The organism is Amycolatopsis sp. NPDC051128, assembly GCF_040682715.1.
Lineage (GTDB): Bacteria > Actinomycetota > Actinomycetes > Mycobacteriales > Pseudonocardiaceae > Amycolatopsis.
Window position 1 is genome coordinate 18,792 of the sequence record NZ_JBFBBN010000051.1, and the last position, 17,030, is coordinate 35,821.

The 17,030-nt window shown below is 71.9% G+C and carries 12 protein-coding genes; 2 read left to right on the top strand and 10 right to left on the bottom strand.

Annotation, left to right across the window (positions count from 1 at the left end; translation table 11 throughout):
• Positions 1-24: 24 nt before the first annotated feature.
• The 4 genes from AB0M82_RS36380 to AB0M82_RS36395 form a co-directional block, all read right to left on the bottom strand.
• On the bottom strand, positions 25-1,032 hold the full coding sequence (locus tag AB0M82_RS36380) for an ABC transporter permease (RefSeq protein WP_364732029.1): 1,008 nt from the start codon (positions 1,030-1,032) through the stop codon (positions 25-27).
• On the bottom strand, positions 1,029-2,528 hold the full coding sequence (locus AB0M82_RS36385) for a sugar ABC transporter ATP-binding protein (protein WP_364732030.1): 1,500 nt from the start codon (positions 2,526-2,528) through the stop codon (positions 1,029-1,031). Before AB0M82_RS36385 ends, AB0M82_RS36380 begins: the two co-directional genes overlap by 4 nt.
• Positions 2,529-2,601: 73 nt before the next feature.
• Complete coding sequence (locus tag AB0M82_RS36390; RefSeq protein WP_364732032.1) at positions 2,602-3,795, bottom strand: ROK family transcriptional regulator; 1,194 nt, start codon at positions 3,793-3,795, stop codon at positions 2,602-2,604.
• A 202-nt stretch (positions 3,796-3,997) separates the two neighbouring features.
• Complete coding sequence (locus AB0M82_RS36395; protein ID WP_364732161.1) at positions 3,998-5,170, bottom strand: ROK family transcriptional regulator; 1,173 nt, start codon at positions 5,168-5,170, stop codon at positions 3,998-4,000.
• A 506-nt stretch (positions 5,171-5,676) separates the two neighbouring features.
• On the opposite strand from AB0M82_RS36395, the gene AB0M82_RS36400 reads away from it, so the two are divergent.
• Together AB0M82_RS36400 and AB0M82_RS36405 are read left to right on the top strand one after the other, a co-directional pair.
• The gene (locus tag AB0M82_RS36400) at positions 5,677-7,551 is read left to right on the top strand and encodes a Calx-beta domain-containing protein (RefSeq protein ID WP_364732033.1); all 1,875 of its coding nucleotides are present in this window, start codon (positions 5,677-5,679) and stop codon (positions 7,549-7,551) included.
• Between the two features lie 252 nt (positions 7,552-7,803).
• Complete coding sequence (locus AB0M82_RS36405) at positions 7,804-8,622, top strand: SAM-dependent methyltransferase (RefSeq protein WP_364732035.1); 819 nt, start codon at positions 7,804-7,806, stop codon at positions 8,620-8,622.
• Positions 8,623-8,770: 148 nt separating this feature from the next.
• On the opposite strand, the gene AB0M82_RS36410 is transcribed toward AB0M82_RS36405, so the two are convergent.
• The 6 genes from AB0M82_RS36410 to AB0M82_RS36435 all read right to left on the bottom strand — a co-directional run bounded on the left by AB0M82_RS36410 (position 8,771) and on the right by AB0M82_RS36435 (position 16,904).
• Positions 8,771-9,184, bottom strand: coding sequence for a hypothetical protein (locus AB0M82_RS36410; protein ID WP_364732164.1), 414 nt, complete (start codon positions 9,182-9,184; stop codon positions 8,771-8,773).
• A 56-nt stretch (positions 9,185-9,240) separates the two neighbouring features.
• Complete coding sequence (locus AB0M82_RS36415; RefSeq protein WP_364732037.1) at positions 9,241-10,512, bottom strand: GDSL-type esterase/lipase family protein; 1,272 nt, start codon at positions 10,510-10,512, stop codon at positions 9,241-9,243.
• Between the two features lie 392 nt (positions 10,513-10,904).
• On the bottom strand, positions 10,905-12,353 hold the full coding sequence (locus AB0M82_RS36420) for a radical SAM protein (protein WP_364732039.1): 1,449 nt from the start codon (positions 12,351-12,353) through the stop codon (positions 10,905-10,907).
• On the bottom strand, positions 12,353-14,938 hold the full coding sequence (locus AB0M82_RS36425) for a glycosyltransferase (protein ID WP_364732041.1): 2,586 nt from the start codon (positions 14,936-14,938) through the stop codon (positions 12,353-12,355). The genes AB0M82_RS36420 and AB0M82_RS36425 overlap by 1 nt, the downstream gene beginning before the upstream one ends.
• A 243-nt stretch (positions 14,939-15,181) precedes the next feature.
• Positions 15,182-16,519 (bottom strand): cytochrome P450, encoded by a 1,338-nt coding sequence (locus AB0M82_RS36430; RefSeq protein WP_364732042.1) that lies wholly within the window; start codon positions 16,517-16,519, stop codon positions 15,182-15,184.
• Positions 16,520-16,559: 40 nt separating this feature from the next.
• A complete protein-coding gene (locus tag AB0M82_RS36435; protein ID WP_364732044.1) occupies positions 16,560-16,904 on the bottom strand; it encodes a hypothetical protein in 345 nt (114 codons plus the stop codon).
• Positions 16,905-17,030 lie beyond the last annotated feature (126 nt).

The window sequence follows — 17,030 nt, forward strand, 5'->3', positions numbered from 1 at the left end:
GACGACCTCCGTTGATCTGTGAGGCTACGGACCGGTCCTGGCTTTCCTGGCCCGGAACTGCAAGAGCACGGCGAGCACGATGATCACGCCTTTGGCGATGTTCTGGATGTCGGTGTCCAGGTTGTTGAGCGTGAAGAGGTTCGACAGCACCGTGAAGATCAGCACGCCGATGAGGGTGCCGATCAGCGAACCGCGGCCGCCGGTGAGCAGCGTGCCGCCGATGACCACGGCCGCGATCGCGTCGAGCTCGTAGAACATGCCGTTGGTCGACGCGCCCGCCGTCGTCCGCGCGACGACCATGAGCGCGGCGATCCCGCAGCACAGCCCGGCCACGCCGTAGACGAGCGCGAGGTGCCGCTTGACGTTGATCCCGGCGAGCCGCGACGCCTCGACGTTGCCGCCGACCGCGTACGTCCGGCGGCCGAAGGTGGTGCGGTTGAGCAGGACCCAGCCGACCGCGAACACCAGCGCGAAGAGCCAGATCAGCACCGGGATCCCCAGCAGGTCGCCGCGGAAGAAGGCGAGGAAGTCCTGGTCGGCGACCACCTGCGTGCGGCGGCCGCTGATCCGCTCGGCGAGCCCGCGCGCCGAGACGTACATCGCTAGTGTCGCGATGAACGGCACGACCTTGCCGTAGGCCACGAGCACGCCGTTGACCAGCCCGCAGCCGAGGCCGACCGCGAGCCCGCAGAGAACCATCACCCACGGCCCGTAGGACTGGGTGGCCAGGGTGGTGAGCCAGACGCTCGACAACGCGACGATGGAGCCGACGGACAGGTCGATGCCGCCGCTGATGATCACGAACGTCATGCCGACGCTGACCACGCCGATCGCCGCGGCCAGCCGCAGGATCGTGGAGATGTTGCTTTCGGTGAAGAACAGCTCGGGCCGGGTGAACTGGCCGACCAGGCACAGCACGACGAGCACCCCGGCCAGGCCGAGCAGGCGCGGATCGGCCCGGAAGGCGAACCGCCGTCCGTCGGTGGTCACCGCCTTCCGCGCCTCCGCCGGTGGCGCTTCGGTGTCGGTCATGCCGCGCTCCCCTCGAGAATCACGTCGAGCACCCCGGCCTCGGTGAGGCCGGCGGAGGGCCGGTCGGCGAGGACCCGGCCCTCGCGCAGCACCAGCACCCGGTCGGACAGCCCGAGCACCTCGGGGATCTCGCTGGACACCAGCACGATCGCGACGCCGCTCGCGGCCAGCTCGTCGATCAGCCGGTACAGCTCGGCGCGGGCGCCGACGTCGACGCCGCGCGTCGGCTCGTCCAGCAGCAGCACCCGGCAGCCGCGCACCAGCCAGCGCGCGAGCACCGCCTTCTGCTGGTTGCCGCCGGACAGCGTGCGGACGATCCGCCGCGGGTCGGCGGGCCGCAGGTCGAGGCGCCGCAGGCTCGCGCCGGCGTCGTCCAGTTCCTTGGCACGCTCGGTGAACCCGAACTTCGCGTAGCGGCCGAGGCTGGCCAGCGTCACGTTGTGCGCCACCGGCAGGTCCAGCAGGAGGCCCTGGCTCTTGCGTTCCTCCGGGGCCAGCCCGATGCCCGCCTTGACGGCGGCGAGCACGCTGCCGGGGCGGAGCGGTTTCCCCTCGGCCACCACGGTTCCGCGGTCGGGACGGCGGGCGCCGAAGATCGTCTCCAGCAGCTCGCTGCGGCCGGATCCGACCAGCCCGGCGATGCCGACGACTTCGCCGGCGTGGACGGTGAAGCTCACGTCCTCGAACTCCCCTTTCCGGGAGAGCCCGTCGACTTCGAGCACGGCGGTGGTCCTGGCGTGGCCGTCGTGGCGTGGCCCGAAGACGGTTTCGACCTTGCGCCCGGCCATCAGCGCGACGAGATCCGCGGTCGGCGTGGTGCGGGCGTCGAGCCCGGTGCCGACCGTCCGGCCGTCCTTGAGCACGGTCACCCGGTGCCCGATCCGGCGCAGCTCCTCGAGCCGGTGCGAGATGTAGACCACCGCGACGCCGTCGGCGGTGAGCTCGCCGACGATGCGGAAGAGGTTGTCGGCCTCCTCGCCGGCCAGCGCGGCGGTGGGTTCGTCCATCACGAGCAGCCGGGCGTCGTGGGCCAGCGCGCGGGCCATCGACACCAGCTGCTGGCCGGCGGCGGACAGCCGGCCCACCTCGTGCCACGGCCGGATGCCGGGATGGCCCAGCCGGGCCATCAGCCGCGCGGCTTCGTCACGGGCCTGCGAGACCCGGGTGAACCCGAGCCGGGCGCGCTCGTGGCCGAGGAAGATGTTGTCCGCCACCGAAAGCGCGGGCACCAGGTCGAGCTCCTGGTACATGGTGGCGATGCCCAGCCGCAGGGCGTCGACCGGCGAGCCGAGCTCGACGCGTTGCCCCTGCCAGGTGATTTCGCCCGCGTCCGGCCGGTGCGCCCCGGACAGGACCTTGATCAGCGTCGACTTCCCCGCGCCGTTCTGCCCGAGCAGGCAGTGCACCTCGCCCGGTTCGACGTCGAGGTCGACGCCGTCGAGCGCGCGCACACCGGGGAAGGTCTTCACGATCCCGCGGACGGAAAGCAGGCTCATGCGCACACCTCGCTGGCGCTCGGTGCCGCCTGAGCCGGAAGCGCAGTGTTGAATGATTCGCTCGCAAGCTCGCTCATACCGTGGCCTCCTCGGTGACGGGGGCGAGCGTCGGGTCGGCGAAAAGCCGTTCGGCGGCCCGGTGGGCGGCCCCGTGCAACGGAGCCCGGATACCGAGCCCCGACGGCACGACCCGGGCGTGCAGTCCGGACTGGGCGTGCGCGGCGAGCTCGACGCGGACCGGTTCCACCAGCCACTCCCCGAGCTCCGCGAAGTAGCCACCGAGCACGACGACGTCCGGGTCGAGCACATCGACCACAGTGGACAGTGCGACACCGAGGGCGACGCCGAGCTCGTGCACCGCCGTGACCGCGCGCTGCTCGCCGCGCCGGACGCGGTGCTGAAGCAGCGCGACCCGGCCCTCGACACCGACGGCGGGATCGTGCAGCGGATCGCCCGGTGACGCGGCCGCGCGCAGCACCGCGGCGAGGTTCGCCTTCGTCTCCAGGCAGCCCGTCCGGCCGCAGGAACACCGGTCGCCGGACGGGTCGACGGCGATGTGCCCGACCTCGCCCGCGAAGCCGCGCGCGCCCCGCTGGATCGCGCCGCCGGACACGAGGCCGCCGCCCACGGCCGTCCCGCCGCTGAGGTAGAACAGCTCGCCGGCCTCGGTGAGCGACTCGGCGAGCGCGCCCAGGTTGGCTTCGTTGTCCACGGCGACCGCGTCGACGGGGAGGTTCAGCCGGGCCGCCATCAGGCCGGCGATCTCCGCGTCGCGCCAGCGCAGGGCCGGGGCGAAGCGCAGCACGGCGGCGGCCGGATCGACCAGCCCGGGCACCGAGATCGCGACGCCGACCGGCGGGCCGGGCAGCACCCGGTGCGCGAGGTGGGCGAGTTCGTCCATGCCTCGCTGGAGCCCGGCCGCGGCGACGTCGACGGTCTCGGCGTGCTCGGCCACGACGCGGCCGGACAGGTCGGCGACCACCGCCGACAGCCGGTCGGCCTCGACGCGCAGAGCCAGCGCGTACGCGTCTTCGCCGTCCAGTTCGACCAGCCGGCTCGGCCGGCCGTTGCCGGGGAGGACACCGGCGGGCCGGACGAGGCCCCGGTCCGCGAGCTCGGCGAGCAGACCGGGGACCGCCGACTTCGCGACACCGCAGCGGGCGGCCAGCTGCGTACGCGACAGGGGGCCCGCGCGCAGCGCTCGCAAGACCGCGGCCAAGTTCGCCGTACGCGGGCTCGCCTGGTCGGCTCGCCTGGTACCGGTCACGGCCACGATGCCCCCACAGGTGCTGCACACGGAACAGACTTTGTCACGCAGGAAGCGAAAGTAGGGTGACGTCGATCACCCGTCAAGGTGAGAAAGAGGGGTCAAGTTCCGTTTTCACCCGGATAGACGCACGAATCCGAGCAGACTTTCGATGCGGAAGTGCAAAAGTCTGTTCGGATTGAGCGTTACGGAAGTGGCGCGTTCAACTGCTGAGCGTGAAGGCCCGGTCGGTCGCGGACCAGGCGGTGCCGATCACGCCCGCCGTGTCGCCGAGCTCGGACAGCACGATCGGGAGGTTCCCGGTCGCCAACGGCAGCGAGCGCCGGTATACCGCGCTGCGCAGTTCGGCGAGCAGCTGGTGCCCGAGCTGCGCCACCCCGCCGCCGATCACCACCATCCCCGGGTTGATGAAGGAGACCAGCGAGGCGACGACCTGGCCGAGCCGGCGCCCGCCGTCCCGGATCAGGTTGACGGCGCCGAAGTCGCCCGCCGCGGCGGCCAGGCCCACGTCCCGGGCGGTGACCGCCCCGCGGTCGGCGGCGACCTCGGCGAGGTACGCCGAACGTCCGCTGCGGGCCAGCGCGAGCCCGTCGCGGGCCAGCGCGGCCCCGCCGAAGTAGGCCTCCAGGCAGCCGACCTCACCGCAGGCGCAGGTCGGGCCGTAGTCGTCGAGCCGGATGTGCCCGATGTCGCCCGCCGTGCCGACGACCCCGCGGTACACCTTGCCGCCGAGCACGATCCCGCAGCCGATCCCGGTGCCGATCTTGACGAACATCAGGTCGTCGGTCGACCGCGCGACCCCGGCGTGCCGCTCCCCGAGTGCCATCGCGTTGACGTCGTTGTCCACCGCGACCGGGCAGCCCCAGAGCCCGCCGAGGTGATCCCGCACGTTGAACCGGTCCCAGCCGGGCATGATCGGCGGCGCGACCGCCATCCCCTCGGCGAAGCTGACCGGCCCCGGCAGCCCGATGCCCGCCGCGACCAGCCTGCCGGGCGCCTCGTCCCGCACCTTCGCCGCGAGCTCGGCCACCCGCCGCAGCACCGGATGCGGCCCCTGCCGCACGTCGCAGTCCTCGACGGTGTGCGCGAGCACCTCGCACGAAGCGTCGGTCACGGCCACCCCCACCGACGTCGCCCCGACGTCCACCGCGAGCACCCGGAGGTCGCCGGCCAGCCGGACCAGCGTCGACCGGCGCCCGCCGCGGCTGGCGGACGGCCCCGCGGTCTCCACGAGCCCGACCTCGCCGAGCCGGGCCACTTCGGCACCCACCCGGGCGCGCGGCAGTTCGAGCCGCTCGCCCAGCTCGACCCGCGACATCGGGCCCTCGTCCCGGAGCAGGGTGAGCAGCCGGGTCTGGTGCCGGGTTTCGACCATCGGGTGCTCCGTGCCGGATACCGCGCTCATTCGCGTCAGCCTAGCTACGATCCCGGGCGCCCCCACCGGGCGGGACGACGGATCGTGGCCTCTTCGACGAAAACGGCCGCCGATGGCCGCGAGCGGGCGCGGGAATCATCGATGGCTCCCAGCCGGAACGCGAATACCAGGAATCCTGTGAAAAACGGCGATGACACCGCGCTCCGCGTTACGACTTCCAGGGGCAATCGGCCCGCCGGCGACCGGAAACCGCCTCCGTTCGCCAATCTGTGCATACTGACTGTCGCGCGATTAGCGCACGTCGTCGCTCCAAAGCGTGATTCTGCGCGCCGGGTCCTCAGCGTTCTGGCCCAGTGCGGCCATCGTCGGGGTAGACCAGATTCACCGCGGCAACCCGTTGAGGGCCTTGACACAGGCGCTTCGGGTGAAGTTCGCGCGCCCGGCTAACAGATCGCCGCCGATTTCGTCTCTCTCCGGAAACCTCAGGAATCCGGAAAGGGAATTCCATGTCGCGCAGATCAGTGTTCGTCGCGCTGACCGCAGTCAGCGCCCTGCTCGCCCCGGCCGCGGTGGCGGCCGCCGCACCGCCGGGGGTCGATCCCGCCACCGTCGACGTCACGCTCGCCCCTGGGCAGAGCACCAACATCACCAAGCACGTGACCACCTCCACCGTGCCGCCGAATCCCGATCTCGTGCTGCTCGCCGACACCACCGGCAGCATGGGCGGCGCGATCGCCAACGTCCGCGCCAACGCGAACGCCATCACCAGCGACGTGCTCGCCGTGCAGCCGACCGCCCAGTTCGGCGTCGCCGAGTACAAAGACTTCACCGATGCGGTCCCGTTCAAGGTCAACCAGGGCATCACCGCGGACACCGCGGCGGTCCAGGCCGGCACGAACCAGTGGGTGGCCTCCGGCGGCGGAGACACGCCGGAAGCCGACCTCAACGCGCTCTACGAGCTGGCCACCGGCGCGGTCGCCTTCCGCCCGGACGGCACCCGGATCATCGCCTGGTTCGGCGACGCGCCGTCGCACGACCCGAGCGGCGGGCACACCCTGGCGCAGACGATCGCCGCGCTCCAGGCGGCGAACATCCGCGTGGTGGCGGTCAACGTCGGCGCACTGGACTACACCGGGCAGGCCAGTGCCATCGCCACGGCCACCGGTGGCGCGCTGCTCAACAACGTGCCGTCGAACCAGGTGTCGCAGGCCATCCTCGACGGCATCAAGTCCATCGAGGTCACGGTGACCCCGCACGTCGTCAGCTGCGACCCCCAGCTGACCGTCACCAACGCCCCGGCGAGCGTCAAGGTGACCAGCGGTGACGTCGCGACGTTCACCGAGACCATCACCGCCGCGGCCAGTGCCGCGCCGGGCACCTACCACTGCTCGGTCGACTACCTGGTCGACGGCGTGTCCCGCGGCTACGTCGAGACGACGACCGTGCGCGTGCTCGGCCTGAGCATCAACGACGTCACGGTGGACGAAGGCTCCGGCGGCGCGCCGGTGCCGGCCACCTTCACCGTGTCGCTGCTCGGCGGCACCAGCCCGAACCCGGTGACGGTCCACTACGCCACCGCGAACGGCACCGCCACCGCACCGGCCGACTACCAGGCGGCGAGCGGCGACGTCACCTTCGCGCCGGGTGAGACGTCCAAGCCGGTGACCGTGCTGGTCAACCCGGACACCGTCGACGAACCGAACGAGACGTTCACCGTGACGCTGTCCGCCCCGGTCGGCGCCGGGCTGGTCGACCCGGTCGGGATCGGCACGATCGTCGACGACGACCGCGACGGCGTCTTCTCCTGCACCGGCACCGGCGCGAACGTCATCGGCGTCACCGCGGCGGTGGCGAATCCGGCGAACCTGCCCTGCGCCGACGACAGCAAGACCGTCCTCGACGCGACGCTCAACGCCGGCCTGATCAAGGTGCAGACGCACGCGTTGACCGCGTCGACCGATCTCACGCCGGACAACCAGTCGGTGGCCCCGGCGGCCGGTGACCACGCGTGGGCGTCGGCGAAGATCGACAAGACGGTGATCAGCACGATCGGGCTGACCATCGAGCTGGGCGTGATCCGGTCCGAGGCGGCCGCGACCTGCCAGCCGGCTCCGGGCGGGCTCGCCCCGGTGCTGACCGGCAGCTCGAACGTCGCCTCGCTGAAGATCAACGGTGTCGCGGTCACGGTGGGTTCGGCACCGCTGACCATCGCGCTGGTCATCGGCTCGCTGAAGCTCAACGGCCAGACCATCGAGAACGGCGTCGTGAAGCAGCAGGCAGTCGCCCTGGAGACCCCGCTTGCGAAGATCGTGCTGGCGGAGTCCCAGGCCGACGTGCACGGCACCACCGCGCACCCGGCGGGCAACCCCTGCCGGCGCTGACCCGGTGAACCTGCCGGGGCGGGCGGTCGCCGCCCGCCCCGGCAGGCGCCTCACCCGCCTTGGTACGGATCTCCGTCCCATTCGCGCGGTTCACCGGTTCGCCGCAGCGGCGGTCCGGCGTCCGGTTCACCGTGCCCGGCAAAAGGAGTACTCCCCGCTGCCGCGGCTGGTCGTTCCACCGGTCGCGTGAATTCGGCCGCCCCCGCCGCCGCTAAGGTGGATCGGCCCGTGACGATCTGCGAGGGGACGAGCGTGAGCGAGCAGGAGGGGGCGGCCTGGATCCCGCCCGGTGCCGACCTTTCCCGGCCCAGCGCGGCCCGCATCTACGACTACCTGCTCGGCGGGGCGCACAACCTGGCCGCCGACCGGGCGGTCGCGCACCGGCTCGAAGCCATCCAGCCGCAGGTCGCCGCCGTCGCCCGGCGCAACCGCGCCTTCCTGCGGCGCGCCGTGCGGTTCATGCTCGCGCAGGGGATCCGGCAGTTCCTGGACCTCGGCTCCGGGATCCCGACCGTCGGCAACGTCCACGAAGTCGCGCAGGAGGTCGACCCGGCCTCGCGCGTGGTGTACGTCGACTACGAACCCGTCGCCGTGGCCCACAGTCTCATGCTGCTCAAGGACAACCCGAACGCCTCGGCGCTCGAAGCCGACGCCACCGACCCGGCCGGGGTGCTCGGGTCCGAACCGGTCAAGCGGCTGCTCGACCCGCGCGAACCCGTGGGGCTGCTGGCGATCACGCTCGGGCACTACCTGCCACCCGAGCCGGACGTCCGCGCGGTGTTCGCCGCCTACCGCGACGCGCTCGCGCCCGGCAGCCACCTCGCCCTCACCCACCTGACCAACGACTTCGCGGTGCTGCGCGACCCACGGGTCGCCGAGACCATGCGGTCGACGCAGGACCACATCTACCCGCGATCGCGAGACGAGGTGCTCGCCCTCTTCGACGGCTTCGAACTGGTCGAGCCGGGGCTGACGACCTCCGCGAACTGGCACCCGGACCGGCTGGCCGCCGTCGTGGATCGGGAGGACGACGGCCTCTACGCGGGGGTCGGGATCAAGCCGGCGTCCTGAGTGGACACTCACTCCTCGCCGGAGAACCGTCCCCACGCCGACTGCCGGGTCATGCCGAGCGCCTAGCCGATCTGCGACCACGTGCCGCCCAGCGCCCGCCCCTTGCCGACCCACGCGGCCAGGTTCTGCCGCACCTGCGCCTCCGTCGTCAGGACGGACCTGACTGGCGTCGGGAGGTTCCTGACAACTCGCGATCCGCGCCGAAGAACGCCGATGTCCACCCGCCGAGCTCGGCCAGCCGGGTCGTCAACTCTTCGATCTCGGCCCAGCGGCGGTGCTCGCGCTCCAGGTCCGGGACCAGGAAGTCCTCGACGAGCTGCAGGAGCGTGGCGATCTCGTAGGCGACGTCGGCAAGCTGGAGGAACGGTCGGTACTCGGCTTCGGTCCCCGTCCCGTGCCGGGAGGCCCAGTCCCGCGCGCCGTGCCCGGCGGCCCGGCACACGGCCACGACGGTGCGCCGGATTTCGCCGCGGCGGGAGTCCGGCCGCCCTTCGATCAGCGGGGCGACGTTCCAGGCCACCGACAGCAGGCAGCACCCCGCGTCGTCCATCGAGTTGTTCATCACCGGACGTACTTTGGGGAACCACGGGCACAGGTCCGCCGCTCCGACTCGCCGGGTCACCCCATCGTGTGGCGAACCGGCCCCGACCGGGCGAGCAGGGCCAGCGGGACGAAGTCGGCCAAGGCCTGCTGGCCGGCGGCGTTGGCGTGGACGCCGTCGCCGTTGTCGTAGGCCGGGAGGATGCTGTTGGGCTTCAGCGGGTCCTTGAGCACCTCGTCGAAGTCCACGACGCCGGAACACGCGCCGCCGCAGCCGTTCCCGCGCTTGACGTACAGCGCGATCTCGTGCCGGGCGAGGTTGGCCTGGTCGGTGTATCCCGGCCGGGGCGTGCTCGGCGTGACGTGGACGGCGATCCCGGCGGCGCGCACGCGGCGGAAGACTTCGCGGTAGCTCTCCAGGATCGTCGTGCCGTCACAGCCGTAGGCGAGGTCGTTGGTGCCGTAGTAGTAGATGACGGCGGTGACGCCGTGCAGCGCGAGCACGTCCCGGTCGAGCCGGCTCGCCGCGTCGAGCCCGGCGACCGACGGCGGCGCGGCGGGGCACGTCTTCGCGCTGGTGGTCCCCGAGACGCCGGCGTTGGCCACGGCCAGCTGCGCCGACGCGGGCAGTTCCGCGACGATGCGCCGCGCGAGGTCGTCGGTCCAGCGCCGGTCGGCCCCGGGCCGGGTGCAGCCGGGACCGCAGTTGGTGCTGCCGACGCCGTCGACGACCGAGCTGCCGAACGGGACAACCGTGCCCTTCAGCGCGGTGTTGTGCACGTCGACGGCGCTGACGACGTAGGTGGCGCCGACGGTGCGGGTGAAGGCCGCGGCCCCAGCGTCGGCGGCGTGGTCGCCGGAGCCGGGTTCGGTGAGGTAGTTGTCCCGCAGCGCGGTGCCGTGGCGGCCGGGAACGGCGGCGCCTTCGACGGACATGCTCACGGCCAGGTTCGTGTCCGGGCGCGTCACGAGTTTCGTCTCGTCGCTCCACACCTCGCCGCCCACGGGGATCGTGACGGCGCGGCGGCCGGCGAAGGTGAGTTCCCGCGTCGTGGTCACGGCCGCGCCGCCCGCGCCGGGACCGGCGGTGGCGTGCCCGACGGTCAGCGGCCCGGCGCCGAAGGTGTTCTGCAGCCGGACGCGCACCGCGTCGCCGCCCTGGCTGAGGCGGGTGATCATCCGCAGCGTCTGGCCGGTCACGGGGCCGTCGGCCCGGCCGTCCTGCGACTGCGCCCAGGAGGTGAACCAAGCGGGCCCGGACCCGGCGGCCCCCGGCGCGGAGGCGCCGACGGTCGCGACCGCGAGGACGGAAACCGCGGCCAGGACAGCGATCCGGCAGGGTGGCCGCACAGCGCCTCCTCGGTCCACAAAGGACTCACGGATGACACCGGCGTCACCGCCTCCCGGCCGATCGTAGGGAGCCGCGCCCGCGGCGACAAGGCCGCCAGGGCGGTCGTGTCCGATCTTGTCAGCGGCCGGGAAGCGCCCCCATGTGGCTTTGGTTGCGTCCAACGCACCCAATGTGGCTTTGGTTGCGTCCAACGCACCCAATGTGGCGTTCGGTGCGTCCAACGCACCCAATGTGGCTTTGGTTGCGTCCAGCGCACCCAATGTGGCGTTCGGTGCGTCCAGCGCACCCAATGCGGCTTTGGTTGCATCCAACGCACCCAACGCCACATTGGGGCGCTTGAGCCGGGCCGCGCGCACGGGACGCGCGGTCCCGAACCGGTGAACCTCGGCGGTCACAGCTCGGTGGTGATGATCGCCTCGACCAGCACCTCGCCTTCCGGGGTCAGCTCGATCACGCCGTCGTCCGGCCGCAGCCTGACCAGTCCCCGCGCGGCCAGGGAACGGAACTTGCCCAGCCACGGCTCGGAGAACAGCGAGCGCCCCGGGAACCTCGCGGCGTGGAGCGAATCCCGCAGGGGCCGCAACGTCGTCAGCGCCATCTTCACCGCCCGCGCCTCCTGGGCTTCCGGCGTGAACCGGGTCGCCGAGCCGAGCGGGATCCGGCCGGACTCCACGGTTTCGATGTAGCGCCGGGAGTTCACGTCGGTGATCGCCTCCGACGCGCGGCAGCTCGAGCTGCCGCCCAGGCCGATCGCGACCTCGGCCTCCTGCTTGTCCTGGTCGACCATGATGGCCTTCCACTTCTCGGGTCCCAGCCCGCCCCGCGCGAAGTACATCGTCGGGTGCTCCGTGTAGCCCGCCGACCGCAGCCCTTCGGTGAGCAGCTCCCGCATCTGGTACTGCTCGCCGAGCGTCGGCCAGCGGTGGCCGTCGCGCACCAGCTTGTCCCGGTAGGACGGCAGCTGCCACGCCGCCGGCTTCTCGCCGGTGACGCCGGTGCGCGTGTCGCTGTAGGACGCCAGGTGCAGCTTCGTGCACACCACGGCCGTGACCTCGTTCTCCAGCACGACGTCGAGGTCGCGGCGGACGCTGGCGAGGCTCTGGTCGAGCAGGCCGTACATGAGGTCGATGCTGACCCACTCGAACCCGGCCGCCCGGGCATTGCGGACGAAGTCGACGCACATCCGGGCACTGTGCTCGCGCCCGCACAGCTCCAGGACGTGGTCGTCGAACGACTGGACACCGCTGGACAGCTTGGTGCACCCCAGTTCCCGCAGCAGGTCGAGCTTCGCCGGGGTGAACGTGCTCGGGTCGCCCTCGAAGCGGACCGTGGTGTCCGCGGTGAACCCGAAGTTCTCGCGGTAGAAGTCCAGCAGCCGGCGGATCTCCGGCTCCGGCAGCAGCGACGGCGTGCCGCCGAACACGTTGAACTCGCCCACCTCGGCGCCGGCCAGGTGCGGCACGGCGGCCAGCCACAGCCGCGCCTCACGGATGTTGAGGTCGACCCAGTGCTTGGCTTTCTCGTACGCCACTTCGGGTTTCCCCTTGACCAGCACCACCGGGTACTGGCAGAACCGGCAGCGGTACGCGCACGTCGGGATGTACGACCACAGGTGGATCGGGCCACTGGACGCCAGCTGCGCGTCGAGATCGCGCAGGAACTCGAGAGGGGAGGCCGGCTCGTTGCCGGGGAACACGTGCGCCCCGAACGGATCCTCCTGCACGAAGTCCAGCAGATGCCGGTTTTCCGGCAGCGAGAGGACGTCGAGCACGGCGGGCCGGGGCCACGCGGGGTCGATGCCGTGCAGCGAGCCGAGCGCCGCTTCGTAGGCGAGCGTCATCAGAACACCCCTCCGTTGCCGAAATAGTTGTGGGCTTCTCCGGATTCCCGGTCTTCGCAGTAGTAGCGGACGAACTCCGCGAAACGCTCGGCCGGGACCTCCGCCAGGCACGGCGGCAACGGCGGCGGGAAGCCGATGTCCTCGCCGACGTGCCGCCGCAGGCAGGCGAACAGCTCGTCGGCGAACTCGAAGTACAGCCGGTACGACGGCGTCTTGTAGGCGTGGATCGGCGTGAAGTCGACGACGCGCGTCTCGTCGCGGATTTCGGCGATCCGTCGGGCGAGCCGGGCGGCCAGGTCGGCGCCGAAGAACGCGATGACGGCGTCGTCCTCGAGCAGGGCCGGGGTCAGCAGCACCGGCAGGATGGTGTTCTTCGGGGTGAAGTCCTTGATCGAGAACTCCCACGCCTGCCGCGCTTCGGCTTGGGTGAGGTCGACGCCGAGGGCAGGTGTCGACGGCCGGATGTCGCGCATGACGATGATGCCGTCCGAGCCGTAGGCCCGGCCGGCGATGACCTCGTCGATCGCGTGGTCGACGCGGCGCGGGTTGATCTCGACCCGCGAGCGCGGCACGTAGGTGATCGCGTCCCCGCCGCTGGCGACCTTGATCCCGAAGTCCCAGTCGTCGGAGAGGTGGTTGACGAACTCGCCGTCCCGCAGCTGGTAGAAGATTTCGATGCCGCCGGCGCGCTCGTAGGCGTCGCGCTCGACGGCGAAGCCCTTGCCGTCGGGGAAGCCGCCGAACAGCGCGAACGTGACGGCGCGGCACCGCAGCGTCCGCTGGATCGCGTCCCACAGCCGCGGCCGGCCGGTGAAGTGGTCCTCGTTGTAGTAGTAGTCGCAGACGCCGATCGCGGCCTTGCTCGACTCCATCGCGGCGAACAGCTCGCTCAGCCAGTGCGCGTCGACGCGGCAGTCCGCGTCGGCCGACACGAGGTAGAACCGCTCCCCCGGGCCGGTGTCCGGCCGGTTCCGGCTGCGCGCCACGGCGAAGTCCATCCCCGCCCGCCGCGCGCACGAGACGCCCTGCTCGGGCTCGTGGATCACGTGCAGAGCCAGCTCGGGATGCCGGGCCGCGAAGGCGTGCGCGAGGTCGACGGTGTCGTCGGTCGAGTTGTTGTCGACGACGACGACCTCGTACCGGCTCTTGTCCAGCGGCGCGTCGCCGTCGCGCTGGTCGTACAGAGTCCGCAGGACCTCCCGCAGGTTCGCGGCCTCGTTGTACACCGGCAGCACGACGCTCAGCCGCGTGCCGGGCCGCATCGGCGGCGGGTACAGCCGTTCGACCAGGTCGTCGACGACCCGGGTGCCGAACCGTGCCCGCCCCAGTTCCTGGTTCACCCCTACCACTTCGGCTCGCTTCCCTTCGTCGGTGATCAGCTCGGCCACGGCGCGGGCGAACGCCTCGTCCGGCAGGTCGCGGGTCCGGATGTCCAGCACCGGCGCCCGGAACCCCTTGCTGCCGTAGACGGCGTCGTAAAGCTCGTACCCGCTCGTGATGTACGGCGTGCCGGAAGCGATGGCTTCGCTGATCGGGTTTCCGTAGCTCTCGTAGTCGTAGGAGGTCAGGAACGACACGATCGTCGCGTGCGCGAGGAGGTCACGCACCGAGTACCGGCCGGGCACGGCCGTGTCGTACGGCGTCAGCCAGCCCCCGAACACGACGCGGTCGCGCACGCCGAGCCGGGTCGCGAGGCCCGCGAGCCGATCGTGCTCGGCGGGCGCCTCGCCGACGTCACCGGCCACGAACAGCCAGGTGCCGGGCAACAGCGCGAGGAGGTGGAGATCCCGGTCGAGGCGCTTCTGCGGGATGATCCGCGTGATCCGGGCGAGCAGCGGGACGCCGTCGGGGATCCCGTGGTCGCGCCGGAATCCCGCGTTGCGCTCGTCGATCCGCGCGGGCGCGATGGTGAACGCGTTGGGCAGGACGTCGATGTTCACCAGGTCCGGCACCCACTCCAGCGTCCTGGCCTTCGCCTGCTCGTGCAGCGCGAAGTAGTGGATGTGCGGCGAATTCCGCGGCGCGGGGACGCTCGCGTACGGGAACCAGCCGTACTTGGCGATGCCCGGTTCGCTCTGCCACATCAGGTCGTGGTCGCGCCAGAACACGAACCGGCCGAGCCGGTGCCGGGCGCCGTAGACGTCGATCGCGCGGTAGAGCGCCTCGGTGTAGGTGAGATTCTCCGGCAGGGTGCCGTTCTCCACCATCACCATCGTCACGCCGAGGCGTTCCCAGGTGGCCACGATCCGGTCGGCCAGCTCGCCGGCGATCCGGTCGATTTCCGGGCGCAGGGCGTCCTTCCCTGCCTGGACGACCTCGCTCAGGACGCGTCCGGCGAACGCGCTGTCGTAGCCGGGGATCTCCTCGACGCCCTCGACGCGGTCGAGGGCGACCCATTCCGGCAGCAACCGCGCCTCGTCGCGGTAGGGCCGGAAGAAGGCGCCCTTGTCGGCCTTGATGTCGTAGCCGAGGTCGAGGTGGACGCGGTATCCGCGGGCGGCCAGGCGGCGCGCGGTCTTGAGGAACTCGACCACGACCCCGGACAGCGGAGTGGCGTCGAACGACACGCCCCAGAGCACTGACATCGATGTCAAACCCCCGTCTCGGCTTCGCCGTCGTTTCCAGCCTAGGCGGCCGGATCACGGAAGGCCGGTTGAGCGGAAACGCTTTCCCGCCCGCGCGGTGGTTGACCACGGGCGCTAGCTGCCCGATTAGCCCGATTGGCCCGGTTTCAGGTGCTCGCCCACAGCCGTGAATGGCCCATTAAGGGACATAGAGTCCCTCAATGAGCCATTCACGGCCTTGACCCAAGGCGACATTGGGGCGTATCAGTCCGGGAGGAGCTTGAGGCGGAGGTGGAAGTTGTCGAGGGTGGCCGGGAGGGGGCGGTCCGGGGACAGCACCGGTCCGGACGCCTGCTCGAAGCCGTGGCCGCGCAGCAGGTTCGCCAGCATCGTGCTCGCGCAGAACTGGACCAGGTCGCGGCCCGGGCAGACGGCCGGGCCCGCGCTGAACGGGACCAGCGCCGGGTTCGCGTCCGCCCGGCCGTCGAGCCAGATGTCCGGCTCGAACCGGTCGGCGTAGGGCAGCCGCGCGTCGCGGTGGAAGAACGGCGTGAAGACCAGCACCGTCGTTCCCGCCGGGCCCCAGGACGTCTTCTCGGTGGTTTCGCGCAGCACCATCGGCGTGGTCGGCCACAGGCGGATCGTGTCCAGCACGCAGGCTCGCAGGTAGGACAGCTGGTTCGGTTCGGCGAGGTCGACGCCGTCGAGGTCCGCGCGGACGCGGTCCAGCGCCGCCGGGTGCGTCGCCAGCAGGGCCAGCGTCCGGAACGTCACCATGCCCGCCGCGTCGAACGCGAACAGCCAGTGCGCCACCTGGTCGGCCGGGCTGACCTTGCCGTCGGCGCCGAGTTCGGCGATCACGGCGGCGAGGCTGCCGGGCTCGGCCCGGCCGAGGTGCGCGGTCACCCGTTCGTGGAACCGGGCGCGCAGCTGCTTGCGCCGGGGGTGCACGTAGGCCCAGTTCGCGTCGAGCCGCAGACGAGCCAGCTGGTCGGTGACCGTGTCGTCGTCGCGCGCCTGGTCGCCGAGCACGACGCGGCGGACGAGCCGCCACCACGCGACGTTGAAGGCGTCCCAGCTCAGCTCGCCGTCGTGCGTGGCTTCGCTCAGCACGACGGCGGCCTCGTCCGCGATCGCCCTCGCGAACGGCGCCGCGAGCTCGTGCAGCGGACGGCCCGGCTCCAGCACGGCTTCGGTGAACCGGCGGCGCGGACGGCGGTCGCCGGCGTCCGAGATCAGCACGCCGTGAGGCTGGAAGTGCCCCAGCGCGGCGCGCTTTTCCACTGTGGACGGACTGAACGGCGTCGGCGCCCCGGCCAGCAGCGTCCCGACGTCTTCGGCGGCGAGAGCCAGCTCCACCGGCCGGCCGGGCACGCGCAGCCTGAGCGGCCGCCCGTCGTGCCGGTCCCGCAGCCGCGCCAGCAGCTTCACGGCGGGGCGGTCGAACCGCAGCTTCTCCGCCACCGCCATCGCGGTGGGACGTCGCTTGATCACCCCGCCGGCCAGCGTGGGCAGTGCCACCTCGACCGCGACCCGGACGGTCTCGACCACCGACGCGGTGACGGGTTCGGTCCGCTTGAGGTTTCCCTGAGTGGACGTCATGCGCATCCGGCTACCCGTCCGGACCGGGCCGGAAACGCCCTCAGCGGCGCAGCGCGACGTTCAGCGCGTCCCCGGCGTGGTCGAGGCAGTCCGCGCAGATCACCGCGTCCCGCGCGGCGCAGCTGACGCGCAGCAGCGGGCGCCGGAGCCCGAGGAACGTGCGGCGCTCCCGGCGGCCGCAGAACCCGCAGACCGCGGCCAGCGGCGACGTCACCGCCGCCAGCACGTCGCCGGTCCCAGTCTCCCGGTCCGCGCCGTCCCGCACGACGCGCAGGCCCGCCCGCACGCACTCCACGCAGATCGGCCCGTTCCGGCCCGGCACGCGGGGATCCCGCCTGCCGCCGCAGAACCGGCAGGCCCCGCCGGCCCCGTTCGTCCCCGTCACCGCGGCCTCCTCACGGGTTTCCGGCCCGCCGGAACCACCGGAAGGCCTTTCTCCCGTCACGCTACCCGGCCCCGTGGCGCCCGGCGATCGCGCTGCGCCCGGCGGAACCCCGGCTTACGCTCGCCT

Coding starts and splice junctions, on each gene's coding strand:
- AB0M82_RS36380 (WP_364732029.1), bottom strand. CDS start 1,032: ATGACCGACACCGAAGCGCCACCGGCGGAGGCGCGGAAGGCGGTGACC.
- AB0M82_RS36385 (WP_364732030.1), bottom strand. CDS start 2,528: ATGAGCCTGCTTTCCGTCCGCGGGATCGTGAAGACCTTCCCCGGTGTG.
- AB0M82_RS36395 (WP_364732161.1), bottom strand. CDS start 5,170: ATGGTCGAAACCCGGCACCAGACCCGGCTGCTCACCCTGCTCCGGGAC.
- AB0M82_RS36400 (WP_364732033.1), top strand. CDS start 5,677: ATGTCGCGCAGATCAGTGTTCGTCGCGCTGACCGCAGTCAGCGCCCTG.
- AB0M82_RS36410 (WP_364732164.1), bottom strand. CDS start 9,184: ATGAACAACTCGATGGACGACGCGGGGTGCTGCCTGCTGTCGGTGGCC.
- AB0M82_RS36420 (WP_364732039.1), bottom strand. CDS start 12,353: ATGACGCTCGCCTACGAAGCGGCGCTCGGCTCGCTGCACGGCATCGAC.
- AB0M82_RS36425 (WP_364732041.1), bottom strand. CDS start 14,938: ATGTCAGTGCTCTGGGGCGTGTCGTTCGACGCCACTCCGCTGTCCGGG.
- AB0M82_RS36430 (WP_364732042.1), bottom strand. CDS start 16,519: ATGACGTCCACTCAGGGAAACCTCAAGCGGACCGAACCCGTCACCGCG.